This window comes from Pseudomonas sp. ICMP 561 (genome assembly GCF_002699985.1).
GTDB classification, from domain to species: Bacteria; Pseudomonadota; Gammaproteobacteria; order Pseudomonadales; family Pseudomonadaceae; genus Aquipseudomonas; species Aquipseudomonas quasicaspiana.
The window spans coordinates 1-12,675 of sequence record NZ_LKBT01000056.1 but is presented as its reverse complement, the minus strand read 5'-3'; the positions used below and the strand labels follow the sequence as shown (position 1 = coordinate 12,675).

The 12,675-nt window shown below is 57.2% G+C and carries 13 protein-coding genes; 8 read left to right on the top strand and 5 right to left on the bottom strand.

All coding sequences use genetic code 11. The annotated features are described in order from the left end of the window. Positions 1-131 precede the first annotated feature (131 nt). Positions 132-356: a hypothetical protein gene (locus tag AO242_RS23825; RefSeq protein WP_027902063.1), complete on the bottom strand. Its 225-nt coding sequence runs from the start codon at positions 354-356 to the stop codon at positions 132-134. 918 nt (positions 357-1,274) lie between these two features. On the opposite strand from AO242_RS23825, the gene AO242_RS23820 reads away from it, so the two are divergent. The 3 genes from AO242_RS23820 (at position 1,275) to AO242_RS29985 (ending at position 4,525) form a co-directional block, all read left to right on the top strand. Then, on the top strand, positions 1,275-1,697 hold the full coding sequence (locus tag AO242_RS23820) for a tetratricopeptide repeat protein (RefSeq protein ID WP_099270613.1): 423 nt from the start codon (positions 1,275-1,277) through the stop codon (positions 1,695-1,697). A 191-nt stretch (positions 1,698-1,888) separates the two neighbouring features. Continuing rightward, a complete protein-coding gene (rmuC, locus tag AO242_RS23815; protein WP_161628611.1) occupies positions 1,889-3,253 on the top strand; it encodes a DNA recombination protein RmuC in 1,365 nt (454 codons plus the stop codon). A gap of 1,143 nt (positions 3,254-4,396) precedes the next feature. Further along, positions 4,397-4,525 carry a PA1414 family protein gene (locus AO242_RS29985; protein WP_264760712.1) on the top strand — a complete coding sequence of 43 codons (129 nt, stop codon included), beginning with the start codon at positions 4,397-4,399 and terminating at the stop codon, positions 4,523-4,525. A gap of 116 nt (positions 4,526-4,641) precedes the next feature. On the opposite strand, the gene AO242_RS23810 is transcribed toward AO242_RS29985, so the two are convergent. Both AO242_RS23810 and speB read right to left on the bottom strand, forming a co-directional pair. Then, complete coding sequence (locus AO242_RS23810) at positions 4,642-4,896, bottom strand: hypothetical protein (RefSeq protein ID WP_099270611.1); 255 nt, start codon at positions 4,894-4,896, stop codon at positions 4,642-4,644. 177 nt (positions 4,897-5,073) lie between these two features. Next, positions 5,074-6,024, bottom strand: coding sequence for an agmatinase (gene speB / locus AO242_RS23805; protein WP_099270610.1), 951 nt, complete (start codon positions 6,022-6,024; stop codon positions 5,074-5,076). 295 nt (positions 6,025-6,319) lie between these two features. Between speB and AO242_RS23800 the strand changes: the two genes are divergently transcribed. The 3 genes from AO242_RS23800 (at position 6,320) to AO242_RS23790 (ending at position 8,897) form a co-directional block, all read left to right on the top strand. Then, on the top strand, positions 6,320-7,213 hold the full coding sequence (locus tag AO242_RS23800; protein ID WP_027902059.1) for a LysR family transcriptional regulator: 894 nt from the start codon (positions 6,320-6,322) through the stop codon (positions 7,211-7,213). 9 nt (positions 7,214-7,222) lie between these two features. Then, positions 7,223-7,837 (top strand): tRNA-uridine aminocarboxypropyltransferase, encoded by a 615-nt coding sequence (locus AO242_RS23795; RefSeq protein WP_099270609.1) that lies wholly within the window; start codon positions 7,223-7,225, stop codon positions 7,835-7,837. 97 nt (positions 7,838-7,934) lie between these two features. Then, positions 7,935-8,897: a DMT family transporter gene (locus AO242_RS23790; protein ID WP_099270608.1), complete on the top strand. Its 963-nt coding sequence runs from the start codon at positions 7,935-7,937 to the stop codon at positions 8,895-8,897. On the opposite strand, the gene AO242_RS23785 is transcribed toward AO242_RS23790, so the two are convergent. After that, positions 8,894-9,508, bottom strand: coding sequence for an NAD(P)H-dependent oxidoreductase (locus tag AO242_RS23785; RefSeq protein ID WP_027902056.1), 615 nt, complete (start codon positions 9,506-9,508; stop codon positions 8,894-8,896). The two genes, AO242_RS23790 and AO242_RS23785, sit on opposite strands and share 4 nt — an antisense overlap. After that, a complete protein-coding gene (locus tag AO242_RS23780; protein ID WP_099270607.1) occupies positions 9,501-10,895 on the bottom strand; it encodes a class II fumarate hydratase in 1,395 nt (464 codons plus the stop codon). Before AO242_RS23780 ends, AO242_RS23785 begins: the two co-directional genes overlap by 8 nt. Before the next feature lie 170 nt (positions 10,896-11,065). On the opposite strand from AO242_RS23780, the gene AO242_RS23775 reads away from it, so the two are divergent. Both AO242_RS23775 and AO242_RS23770 read left to right on the top strand, forming a co-directional pair. Then, a complete protein-coding gene (locus AO242_RS23775; RefSeq protein WP_027902054.1) occupies positions 11,066-11,593 on the top strand; it encodes a DUF2059 domain-containing protein in 528 nt (175 codons plus the stop codon). A gap of 15 nt (positions 11,594-11,608) precedes the next feature. Then, on the top strand, positions 11,609-11,902 hold the full coding sequence (locus AO242_RS23770; RefSeq protein ID WP_095094864.1) for a BolA family protein: 294 nt from the start codon (positions 11,609-11,611) through the stop codon (positions 11,900-11,902). The last annotated feature ends 773 nt before the right edge of the window (positions 11,903-12,675 follow it).

Genomic DNA, 12,675 nt, shown 5'->3' with positions numbered 1-12,675 from the left:
CAGGTTAATTCCTGTCAGTCGTCGGTTCTCATATAGCCCTTGGCGATAGAAGGTTTGGGTAATATCGAGGCGAAAAAAAGCCCCGCTTTGAAAGGCGGGGCTTTTTTATTCCTGCGAAAACGAGCGGCGTATCAGGCGATGAGGGCCTGACGAGTACGCTCGATCACGGCCTGCAGCGGCTCTGCGCTGGAGTACTGATCGGGGTACAGACGCTCGGTGTGGCGAGCGATGCCGTGTTCGTTGACCAGGGTGAAGCTGAAGCAGCCTTTGCGAGCGGCCATGATCAGGCAGTTCATTGGGGCAAAAGCGTTGGTCAGTGTATGGATAGCGTGTTGAGTCTGATGATGAGTAGTCATTATTAAGGTGTTTCCTAAAACGACACGGAACATTACCGTGCAAAAATAAACGTTCCAGTAAACGCGGGCGATCCTGATCGGCAGGATATGGCTGGGCGAAGAACCTGTCTGGAACAAAAGCAGCCAGTTGAAGCGCACTTTATCGTATGGCGCTCGGGCTGACCGGTAGGTACTTAGGAGGGCAGGCAACACAACAAGAGCAAAGGTTCGACGCTCTGGGTGCAGATCCTGATCAATTGCAGGCTGGTTCGGTCAGGCCATGGATGATTGCACTACCACTCCCGTCTGCGGGTAGTCGGCATGCAGGCCATGTCTGGAAACCATCGAGGTGGTCGATCCCTTGTTGTCAGCAACTTCCTTACGTTTTGAAGAAAGTTTGCCGGGGGACTTTTTCGACCAAAAAATTGACTTTCAGCTTGGTACTAACGGCGACGATGTTAACGGAGTTGTCAGGGCATTGGAAGGGTGCTGGTGAAAAAACATACAGAGAAGGGCGCCGTTCGTCGCTGGATCCGCTCAAGTTACTGTTCCAGTTGAGATTCGCTTGCAGTTGTGAGCGGTTTAAAGCGCCGTTTTCAGAAAATAATCGCGACCTGAGATTGACTTGTGCACATTGGCGCAAATTGCTGCCACATCACTGTCATATGCGCTTGTAAGGGCTTGATTTAGCGTGGCGAATTATTAAGTCAATGAAAAACATCAAATTTTTTTGCTGGTGAAAAAATCGTCAGTTTGAGCGCAGGCCGCATTCTGTCTGCGTTTGCGGGGCACGAGGGGCGGTTGTCCACTGAGTTATCCACAGCTTCTGTGGATTGTCCCGAGCGCTGGCTCTACGACGCGCCTTTAGCGTTCTGCCCCTTTACCTCTGCGAGAAAAAGTGTAGAGTTGCGCGCCTCCTGATTTGCCCCCGTTGTGTTTATGAAGTCTCGTCCTGATCCATCGCACGAATCTCAAGCTGTAGCCCGCGAACCTGCACGTCTCTCTCTGCGCGTCGCGTTATGGTTGCTGGATAATCCGCGCTTGAATCAAAAGCCCAGCGTCAAACACTTCGCCGGCCGTCTGCTCAAACAACCTGCGCGCAGCGGTGTGGTGGTTGCGCAGAGCCGACTGGGGCAAATGCTCTGCCGGGATTGCGGCAACACCCGCGACCGTCGCATGGGTCATGAACTGTTGCGGCAGGCGGCTCGCGCCGGAGACTGCAGTGCTCAATTCGAATACGGCCGACTGTGCGCTCAAGCGCCTATCAACGAGCCGCAAAAGGCCCGCCACTGGCTGGAACTGGCTTCGGCCAAGGGCTCGCAGGACGCCCGGCATCTACTCGGTCAACTGGACCTCAGTTAAGCGCACACGCAATCCGCTGCTGACGCACACGCTGCATCGCGCATAATGCTGCATGAATCCGGCATCCTGGAGTCCCTATGGCAATGGATTTGAACAGCCTGCTTCTTGGGCTAGGTGCAGCGGCGTTGCCACTATTGGTTTTGGCCTGGCAGCTGCAGCGCAAACTGACTCAGCAACAAGCGGACACCGCGCTGCTCGACGAGCGACTGAGCACTGCACAAATGGCTCAGGACGGATTGAATGCGCAGCTGGATGCCTGCCGTGATGAGATCAGTGATCTGAGTCAGGCCAACTCCGTCAAGCAAGCTGATCTGGCCGCAACGCGTCGTGAAGTCGAGTTGCTGCGCCATGAGCGCGATAACGCCCAGGCCGCTGCCCAGGACTGGCACCATGAGCGCACTAATAAAGAAGCCGAATTGCGCCGTCTGGATGTGCAATGCGCTGCATTGACTGCCGAGCTTCGCGAACAACAGGAAAATCATCAGCAACGCCTGAACGATCTGCAGAGTTCCCGGGATGAGCTGCGGGCTCAGTTCGCGGAAATGGCCAGCAAGATTTTTGATGAGCGCGAACAGCGTTTTGCCGAGACCAGCCAGCAGCAGCTCGGCCAGTTGCTTGATCCTCTTAAAGAGCGCATTCAGTCATTCGAAAAACGTGTGGAGGAGAGTTATCAGGCTGAAGCCCGTGAGCGTTTCTCCCTGGGCAAAGAGCTGGAGCGGCTGCAGCAGCTCAATCTGCGACTCAGCGATGAAGCGACCAATCTGACACGCGCACTCAAAGGGCAGAAAACCCAAGGCAACTGGGGTGAGCTGATTCTTGAGCGTGTGCTTGAGCATGCCGGTCTTGAAAAGGGGCGCGAATATCAGACCCAGGTCAGCCTGAAGGGACCGGACGGCGAGCGCTTTCAGCCTGATGTGCTGATCATGTTGCCCGGCGATAAGCAAGTGGTAGTGGATGCCAAGGTCAGCCTGACGGCCTATCAGCAGTACATTAGTGCCGACGACGATGTGATCGGTCAGACCGCCCTGAAGCAGCATGTGCTTTCGCTGCGTAATCATGTCAAAGGCTTGTCCGGCAAGGATTACAAGCGTCTTGAAGGGCTGCACAGCCTGGATTTCGTTCTGCTGTTTGTGCCTATAGAGGCTGCCTTTTCTGCGGCCCTGCAAGCTGAGCCAAATCTGTTTCAGGAAGCTTTTGATCGCAACATCGTGATCGTCAGCCCGACCACCTTGCTGGCTACCTTGCGGGTTATCGACAGTTTGTGGAAACAGGAGCGTCAAAGCCAGAACGCCCGGGAAATCGCCGAGCGTGCCGGTTGGCTGTATGACAAGTTCGTGTTGTTCATTCAGGATCTGGATGAAGTCGGCAGTCGCCTGCAGCAACTGGATAAGGCTTATAGCGCCGCCCGCAACAAACTGACTGACGGGCGCGGCAACCTGGTAAGCCGCAGTGAACAGCTCAAACTACTCGGCGCCCGGGCCAGCAAGAACCTGCCTGCTGACTTGCTGGAGAAGGCAATGACCGATGATGAGGGGCTGGTGCAGCTGCCGGAGTGATGGACGGGTTTGTTCTTGGCTGACCTCGTCATCGTTCATCGTCGGAATGCCTCCCGATTGTTAGCGAGAAGGACTACGTGGTTTGCCAGTTGAATCGCCTCGCGAACAAGTTCGCTCCTACCGGGTGGCGGGGTGTGGTTGTTCGGGTAGGAGGCAACTTGTTGGCGATAGGGGCTGCGCGGTGTTTCAGACATGACGCCTCGCGAACAAGTTCGCTCCTGCCGGGTGGCGGGGTGTCAGGTTGTTCGGGTAGGAGGCAACTTGTTGGCGATAGGGGCTGCGCGGTGTTTCAGGCATGAGGCCTCGCGAACAAGTTCGCTCCTGCCGGGTGGCGCGGTGTCAGGTTGTTCGGGTGGGAGCCAACTTGTTGGCGAGAAGGGGCTGCGCGGTGTTTCAGGCCTGACGCCTCGCGAACAGTTCGCTCCTGCCGGGTGGCGCGTTGTCAGGTTGTTCGGGTGGGAGCCAACTTGTTGGCGAGAAGGGGCTGCGCGGTGTTCAGGCCTGACGCCTCGCGAACAAGTTCGCTCCTGCCGGGTGGCGGGGTGTCAGGTTGTTCGGGTAGGAGGCAACTTGTTGGCGATAGGGGCTGCGCGGTGTTCAGGCATGACGCCTCGCGAACAAGTTCGCTCCTACCGGGTGGTGTGGTGTCAGGTTGTTCGGGTGGGAGCCAACTTGTTGGCGATAGGGGCTGCGCGGTGTTCAGGCATGACGCCTCGCGAACAAGTTCGCTCCTACCGGGTGGTGTGGTGTCAGGTTGTTCGGGTAGGAGGCAACTTGTTGGCGATAGGGGCTGCGCGGTGTTTCAGGCCTGACGCCTCGCGAACAAGTTCGCTCCTACCGGGTGTGGGGTGTCAGGTTGTTCGGGTAGGAGGCAACTTGTTGGCGATAGGGGCTGCGCGGTGTTTCAGGCATGACGCCTCGCGAACAAGTTCGCTCCTACCGTGCGAGAAGGGCTGCGCGGTGTCACCGTCTGTCGCATAAATACGCGGCATCGACACAAGAAATGTCACATTGAACACATCGTGAAAGATGTTTTTCCGCAAGACTGCGTGAGCAGGCGTAAAGTGTGATTCGGCACTACTATTTATTAGTAACAAGCGGCTTGAGAACCAGCCGTTAAGTATTTCCCTGAAGGGGGGCTATATGGACACTAAATTGCAAGATTGGCTTCATGATCTCGGGGTTGCTCTGGGTTTGATCGAGCGCCCTAAATTGCAACCTGTACCGGTGCGCACCGATGACAAACGGCGCCGTCAGCCTCAGCGTCGGTAGTCAGTACCGCGCCATCCCTCCCGGGACGCGACCGCGTCCCGTCGTCGTAGCGTTCAGGTCTTGATTACCTGAAACTGCCCGAAAGCGTGTTTTCCGTTGAGTAACACGACACGCTGTCATTTCTGCAAGCTCACAAAGATGTGATCAATCAACGCCATCACTGTTGTGCTTTCGGGGTGCTTCAACGCTTCCTCTTTTTCCCGTTTCTTGACGTTGATTCCAGATTCGTGAAGCTTCTTGAAAAGCTCATCAATGTCTTCTTCGTCAAGAACAAGGTCTTCGAGAGTTCGGCTCTCTCTAATCACTGATTTGTCGACGAGGATCACCCCAAGGGCTCCCTCGACGTACCTTCGCACTTCGTCACGATCCATGATAATCCCCTGTTCTGTCGTTGGAGGATCAGCCCTGACTTCCGTAAAACAAGGGGAGTGTCCATTCGGCTATGCCTTTAAGGCTAGCTCATATTCGCCAATATCCTCGCCATCTGTCGTGTTCACGGGAAATAAAAAAGGATGCCCTGAGGCATCCTTTTTGCGCAGAGATACAGCTCAGCGATGAGCAACGCCCGGTAAAACACAGAGCATTTCATAAAGCAGGTTGGCACCTAATAACGAGGTGTTACCTGTGGTGTCGTAGGGCGGCGAGACTTCCACCAGATCACAACCGATCAGATCCAGACCCTGGCAGCCACGAATGATCTCGATGGCTTGAATCGTGGTCAGCCCGCCGATTTCCGGGGTGCCGGTACCAGGTGCCCAGGCCGGGTCGATGCCATCGATGTCGAAACTCAGATAAACCGGGCCGTCGCCGACTTTCTCCCGCACTTCAGCCATCAAAGGCGCGAGTGACTTGTGCCAGCATTCCTCGGCCTGGACCACGCGGAAACCCTGTTTGCGGCTCCAGTTGAAGTCTTCGGCGGTGTAACCCTGGGCGCGCAGGCCAATCTGCACAACGCGGTCACAGTCCAGCAGACCCTCTTCAACGGCACGGCGGAACGTGGTGCCGTGGGCAATCTTTTCGCCAAACATGTGGTCGTTGACGTCGGCGTGGGCGTCGATATGCACCAGACCGACCTTGCCGTGCTTCTTGTGGATGGCCCGCAGGATGGGCAGGGTGATGGTGTGGTCGCCACCCAGTGTCAGAGGGATCACGTCGTGGCCGAGGATTTCGTCGTAGGCCTCTTCGATGATGCGCACGGCATCCAGAAGATTGAACGTGTTGATGGCAACATCGCCAATGTCTGCGACGGACAGCGAGTCAAACGGCGCAGCGCCGGTGGCCATGTTGTAGGGACGGATCATCACCGATTCGGCGCGGATTTCGCGAGGACCGAAGCGGGTGCCGGCGCGCAGAGAGGTGCCAATATCCAGGGGAACCCCGACAAATGCAGCATCCAGACCAGCTGCGGTTTGCAAATGCGGCAAGCGCATCATGGTGGCGATACCGGCGAAGCGCGGCATTTCGTTGCCGCCCAGTGGCTGGTGAAAAATCTTGTCCACGAGAATGCCTCAGCGTTGGTTTCAATGGGCCGATTTTGCGAAGCATGGGGGCGAGGAACAATCGCTGGGGCGAAATACTTAGTTCAGGAATTTCAGAACTAAAGCGGTTTTGGGCTAAGCTGCGGGTCTCGTAACAGCGCGAAAGCATCGCCCTAACGCTGTCTGTGGGAGCGAATTCATTCGCGAAGGCGTTTTGCCAGACGACACTTTTTCATTGTCTGCAATGGCCCTTTCGCGAATGAATTCGCTCCCACAGGGGTTGTGATTACATTTTGATTTTCTACCGGACCCCTCCATGCCCAGCGCTTTACCCGATCTCAAACTCCTGCGGATTTTCGCCAGTGTGGTGCGTCATCAAGGCTTTGCCAGTGCGCAACAGGAATTGAACCTGTCGACCTCGGCGATCAGTACTTATATGAGCCAACTTGAAGCCGCGCTGGGCATCGTCTTGTGTCATCGAGGCCGGGGCGGTTTCAGCCTGACCAGCAAGGGAGAGCTGTTCCATCAGGAAACTTTGCGCCTGCTCGGCGAGCTTGAAGGCTTCGAGCTCTACGCCGCAGCGCTCAAGGGTGAACTGCGCGGCACCCTGAACCTCGGTGTGCTGGACTCCACCGTCAGCGATCGGGCTTTGCCGTTTGCCGAAGTGATCGGTGCGTACAGCGCCGAACATCCCGCCGTGCATTTGCATCTTTCAGTGATGAGCCCTTACGAGTTGCAACTGGGCGTGCTGGATAACCGTCTGGATCTGGCCATTGGTTCGTTTTCCACACGCATGAACGGCTTGCTTTACCAGCCGTTGTATCGCGAGCAGCACTGGCTGTATTGCAGTAATCGCCACCCGTTGTTTACCGAACGGCGTATCCCTGAGCCTGTCATCGCCCAGCAACGGATGGTCGGGCGCGGTTACTGGAGCCAGGCAGAGCTGGCCCGGCACGGTTTCAAGCACAGCGCTGCCACCGTGGAAAGCATGGAGGCGCAATTGATTCTGGTGCTGTCGGGCGCTTACATCGGTTACTTGCCTGAGCACTACGCGCAATCCTGGGTGGACTCTGGTCATCTACGTGTTCTGCTACCAGCAACGTTTGGCTATCAGGCACCGTTCTCCATGATCGTGCGGCGCGGACGTAGTCGTGAGCCGTTGATCCAGACTTTCCGCGACTTGCTCAAAGCGCAACTCAACCCGATCTGAGGAACACCGATGTCCCGCCCGCGCTGCGAACGTTGTCTGCGTCCCGAAAGCCATTGCCTGTGCTCACTGATCCCACAGCTGGACAGCCGCACCCGTGTTCTGATCCTGCAGCATCCCAGTGAAGTGAACCATGCGCTGAATACCGCGCGGTTGGCGGCGCTAGGACTGAATAATTCCCAGTCGGTAGTGGGTGAGGTTTTCGAGGATTTGCACGCGTTGCTCAATCCGCCGGGCTATCGACCGCGTCTATTGTTCCCGGGGGAGGGCGCGCAGAATCTGGTGGCGCAGCCAGTGGACAGTCTGCCGATTCTATTGGTGGTCCCGGACGGAACCTGGCGCAAGGCGCGCAAGCTGTTGCATCTGAATCCGGAGCTGGCCGCGCTGCCGCGAGTGACGCTGGCCAATGCTCCTGAATCGCGCTACCGCCTGCGAAAAGCACCGGGGCCGGACGCGCTTTCGACACTGGAAGCGATCACCTGCGCCTTGCAGATTATTGAGGCCCCGCGTTCATTCGCGCCCTTGCTAGTGCCCTTTGAGGCGCTGATCGACCAGCAGATCGCAGCCATGGGCGACGAAACCTACCAGCGTAATCACGTTGAACCGCGCCAGGTCGAGGCTGACTAAAACACTTGTCAGCGTTCTCACTGCGCAACTGTAACTGTGTCGTCAGGCTCGTAGGGCCTAGACTGTCTCCCTGCTTTATATCCGGGACTTCTTCTTAATGCATATTTCTTCTGGCCGCTGGGTCTATGGCCTTTGTCTGGCGCTGGTTACCGCGTTCCTGTGGGGCATTCTGCCGATCAAGCTCAAGCAGGTTCTGCAGGTGATGGACCCGGTCACAGTGACCTGGTTTCGGCTGATGGTATCGGGGATGTTGTTGTTCATCTGGCTGGCCGCGAAACGGCAATTGCCCAGTTTCAAAGCGCTGGGCATGCGCGGTAAAGGCCTCGTGGCGCTGGCAGTCTTCGGTCTGGTCGGCAATTACATCCTGTACCTGCTTGGCCTGCAGATTCTCAGCCCCGGCACCGCGCAATTGATCATTCAGGTGGGGCCGATCCTGCTGCTGATCGGCAGCGTTTTCCTGTTCAAGGAGCGCTTTACCATTGCTCAGGGCTTTGGTCTGGCGGTGTTGCTGATCGGTTTTACGTTGTTCTTCAATCAGCGGCTCGCAGAACTGCTGACATCCATGAGCGAATACACCACAGGCGTACTGATTGCTTTCCTGGCGGCGACAGTCTGGACGTTCTATGGCCTGAGCCAGAAGCAACTGTTGACCGTGTGGAATTCATTCCAGGTGATGATGGTGATCTACCTGTTTTGCGCTTTGGTGATCACACCTTGGGCGCATCCGATGGAAGCATTACTGCTAAGCCCGGTGCAGGGCTGGCTGTTGCTGGCATGCTGCCTGAATACCCTGGTTGCCTATGGTGCGTTTGCTGAAGCGCTGGCCCATTGGGAAGCATCCCGGGTCAGTGCAACCCTCGCGTTGACGCCGTTAGTGACCTTCGCATCGGTTGCCGTCGCCGCCTGGCTGTGGCCGGATTTCGTCAAACATGAGGATATCAACGCGTTGGGATATGGCGGGGCAGTGCTGGTAGTAGTGGGTTCGGCGGTGGTAGCGCTAGGGCCGTCTTTGCTGGCTGGCCTGCGCGCGCGCAAAGCCAGGCTGGCGAGTCAGGTTTAGCGTTTACCGAGCTGTTCGGCTTTTTTGAGCCACTGCTGACGTTGCTCCTCAGTCGAAGTCTGCACCGGCGCAAACTCGCTGAGGCGTTTGGTCTTGATGCCACAGAAGGCCAATACGGTGCGGACCATCTGCCGATGTGCCGGGGCACCATATACCCATCGGAAGTAGCGCGGCGGTGTGTCCATCGTGACCAGCAGTTCCGCCGTGCGGCCTCTGAGCAATTCGTTAGCCGCACTCTTGCGGCCATGGCTCTTGAAGGCAAAACCGGGCATCAGCACCCGGTCCAGAAACCCTGTCAGCAGGCTCGGCAAGCCGCCCCACCAGACCGGATAGACAAACACCAGATGCTCAGCCCAATGGATCTCGCGCTGGGCTTCCAGCAAGTCATGCTCAAGCATCTGACTTTGCTGATAACCGTTATGCAGCACCGGGTCGAAATCCAGTTCGCTCAGTTTCAGCATGCGCACCACATGCCCGCCGCTGCGGGCACCTTGTGCATAGGCTTCGCCCAAGGCATGGCCGAAGCTGGCGCTTTTCGGCGTACCGAAAATCATCAGAATCCGTTTGCCGTCACCTTCCAGCCGTGTCGCGCCGTGTCGGGCCTCAACCATTACTGCCTGCCTCGAGCATTTTTTCCGGTCGCACCCAGGCGTCGAACTGTTCATCGGTGAGATAGCCCAGTGCGAGTGCCGCTTCACGCAGGGTAAGGCCTTCGCTGTAGGCTTTTTTGGCGATTTGTGCGGACTTGTCATAACCGATATGCGGGTTCAGGGCCGTCACCAGCATCAGGCCACGCTCAAGATGCTCAGCCATTTTCCCGGCATCGGGTTCCATGCCCGCCACGCAATGCTCGTTGAAGTTACGGCAGCCATCACCCAGCAAGCGAATCGACTGGAGCAAGTTGTGAATCAGCACGGGCTTGAACACGTTCAATTGCAGATGGCCCTGGCTGGCGGCGAAACCGATAGTGACGTCGTTACCCATCACCTGACAGGCCAGCATCGACAGCGCTTCGCACTGCGTCGGGTTGACCTTGCCTGGCATGATTGAACTGCCCGGTTCATTGGCAGGGAGCTTCACCTCGGCAAACCCGGCCCGGGGACCGGAGCCCAGCAAGCGCAGGTCGTTGGCGATTTTCATCAGCGTCCCGGCCAGAGTTTTCAGCGCGCCCGACAAGGCCATCAACGGTTCGTGGCCCGCCAGTGCGGCGAATTTGTTAGGTGCGGTCACAAACGGCAGACCGGACAACGCGGCCACCTCTGCAGCCACTGCTTCAGCGAAACCATGGGGCGCATTCAAACCGGTGCCGACTGCCGTTCCGCCCTGGGCCAGTTCGTAGACCGCGGGGAGGGTGGCGCGAATGGCTTTTTCGGCGTAATCCAGTTGTGCAACATAGGCCGACAGCTCTTGGCCGAAGGTGATCGGCGTCGCGTCCATCATGTGCGTGCGCCCGGTTTTCACCAGCTTCATGTGGCGTGCCGACTGCTCGGCCAGGCCCGAGGACAGCTCTGCAATCGCTGGCAACAGCTGTTCTTTGACGGCCTGCGCAGCCGCGATATGCATGGCTGTCGGGAAGCAATCGTTGGAGCTTTGCGAGCGGTTGACGTGGTCGTTTGGATGCACGGGAGTCTTGCCGCCACGTCCCTGACCCGCCAGTTCGTTGGCCCGTCCGGCAATAACTTCGTTGACGTTCATGTTGCTCTGGGTGCCACTGCCGGTCTGCCAGACCACCAGCGGGAATTGCGAGTCCAGCTCGCCCGCGAGCACTTCGTTGGCAGCTTGTTCGATCAGCCGGGCGATGTCTGCAGGCAGGTCGCCGTTGCGGTCATTGACCCGGGCGGCGGCCTTCTTGATCAGGGCCAGAGCATGCAGCACCGGCAACGGCATGTGCTCGTCGCCAATGGCGAAATTGATCAGTGAGCGTTGAGTCTGAGCTCCCCAGTAAGCGTCATCGGGAACGTCGATCGGACCAATGCTATCGGTTTCTGTGCGGCTCACTGGACTCACTCCTTAAGTTTGTATGCGCAGTTTAGGCTCCATGATCCTATCTGGGTTCCCCCGATCGTGGTTTTTAACCGCTTGGGCAGTCAGGGGTTGAGCCAAAAGCAGACATGGGCGCAGAATGGTCGGCCCTGAGGTTCTGCCTCGACTGCTAGAAAGGAAACTCGATGACCCGTCTTCGCGCCATCTGTACTGCGGCTGTTCTGGTATGTGCCAGCGGCCAGGTTCTTGCCGATACCGCCAGCCACAACGCCAGCGCTGAAACCTTCTTGAAACTGGCTAACGCCGACAAGCTGGGCACCCCGGTGTACATGCAAGTACAACAGATGTTTGCTCAGCGTTTCGCCGAAACCAAAGCACCAGAGGCTAAAAAAGCCGTTCTCGAAACTTACCAGGCCAAAGCCAACGCTGCTTTGGACCAGGCCATCGGCTGGAACAAGCTGAAGCCGGATATGGTCAAGCTTTACACGGCGAACTTCACTGAAAGTGAGTTGAAGGATCTGGTTGCGTTTTACCAGTCTCCATTGGGCAAGAAGGTTCTGACCAAGATGCCTGAGCTGACTCAGCAGTCCGCTCAATTGACTCAGGGCAAGCTGGAAAGCGCTGTTCCTGTCGTCAACAAGCTGCTGGCTGACATGACGACTGAACTGGAGCCTTCCAAGAAAGCCGCTCCTGCTCCTGCCAAAAAGCCCTGATAAGCGAAGCCCGTCATGACTATGCAAACGCGAATCGAGTCAGCGCTGGCTGTGTTTCAACCATTGCATCTGCAAGTGCTTGATGAGAGCCATATGCATAGCCGTGGCGAGCAGACTCACTACAAGGCTGTGATTGTCAGTGAGCAATTCGAGGGGCTTAACGCTGTCAAGCGGCACCAGAAGGTCTACGGCATTCTGGGCGGCTTGATGGGCGAGTTTCATGCCCTGGCGTTGCACACCTATACGCCGGTCGAGTGGGCGAAAACCGGCGCTGCGCCGGTTTCGCCTGTTTGTGCGGGTGGGGAATGAGGTGCTGATTTAGTGCTCGTGCTTTTGGGTACATATCCATTATTGGGTAACGGCTGATATTGGTTGCGCTTTTACAGCGCGTCACTTTTGAACAGCCCAAAAGTAACCAAAAGGCTCTTGCCCCATCACTCGGCACCTCGCTGTCGCTCGGTGTACCCGCCCGCAGATCTGAAACCGTGGGCCGCCGCAACGGGCCATCCATGGCCCAATGCGGCTAACCCGGCGTCCTGCCGGGTTACCCACGGTTTCAAATCCGCGTTCGGCCAGCGTGATTTAACGGGGCGCCTCAGATCAAAATCAAAAGCGCGGCGGCCTGACAGCCGACCTGTTTTCTTGGGTTTGCCGACGTTCTGTAGGAGCTGCCGAAGGCTGCGAAGCGGTGTGTCAGACGACGTCTGTGTTGGCTGTGCTGACGTCTCGCGAACAAGTTCGCTCCTACCATTCCGAGGCGCTACCGCCGTTTTCGCTCTGCTTTTGATCTGCTTCTGCATCTGCTCTTGATCTTGATCTTGATCTGAAGCGCCCCGTTAAACCACGCCGGCCGGAATTCGATATTGCTGTGTGGGGTAAACCGGCAGGGATGCCGGTTTAGCCGCCTCAGGCCATGGATGGCCGGTGGCGGCGGCCCCACGCAGCAATATCGGATTACGGGCATGCCGAGCGACAGCGAGGCACCAAGTGGTGGGGCATGTACGGATCAACCACATGGGTTACAAAAAAGTGCATTCACATAGGTGACACTTTGATTGAGACATAACCGTTTTTTGCATCTC

What these genes read in the sequence shown, in the direction of transcription:
- AO242_RS23770 (WP_095094864.1), top strand. Translation starts at nt 11,609, where the DNA reads ATGACTATGCAAACGCGAATCGAGTCAGCGCTGGCTGTGTTTCAACCA.
- AO242_RS23785 (WP_027902056.1), bottom strand. Translation starts at nt 9,508, where the DNA reads ATGGTTGAGGCCCGACACGGCGCGACACGGCTGGAAGGTGACGGCAAA.
- AO242_RS23775 (WP_027902054.1), top strand. Translation starts at nt 11,066, where the DNA reads ATGACCCGTCTTCGCGCCATCTGTACTGCGGCTGTTCTGGTATGTGCC.
- AO242_RS23790 (WP_099270608.1), top strand. Translation starts at nt 7,935, where the DNA reads ATGCATATTTCTTCTGGCCGCTGGGTCTATGGCCTTTGTCTGGCGCTG.
- AO242_RS23820 (WP_099270613.1), top strand. Translation starts at nt 1,275, where the DNA reads ATGAAGTCTCGTCCTGATCCATCGCACGAATCTCAAGCTGTAGCCCGC.
- AO242_RS23825 (WP_027902063.1), bottom strand. Translation starts at nt 356, where the DNA reads ATGACTACTCATCATCAGACTCAACACGCTATCCATACACTGACCAAC.
- AO242_RS23810 (WP_099270611.1), bottom strand. Translation starts at nt 4,896, where the DNA reads ATGGATCGTGACGAAGTGCGAAGGTACGTCGAGGGAGCCCTTGGGGTG.
- AO242_RS23800 (WP_027902059.1), top strand. Translation starts at nt 6,320, where the DNA reads ATGCCCAGCGCTTTACCCGATCTCAAACTCCTGCGGATTTTCGCCAGT.
- AO242_RS29985 (WP_264760712.1), top strand. Translation starts at nt 4,397, where the DNA reads ATGGACACTAAATTGCAAGATTGGCTTCATGATCTCGGGGTTGCTCTG.
- AO242_RS23795 (WP_099270609.1), top strand. Translation starts at nt 7,223, where the DNA reads ATGTCCCGCCCGCGCTGCGAACGTTGTCTGCGTCCCGAAAGCCATTGC.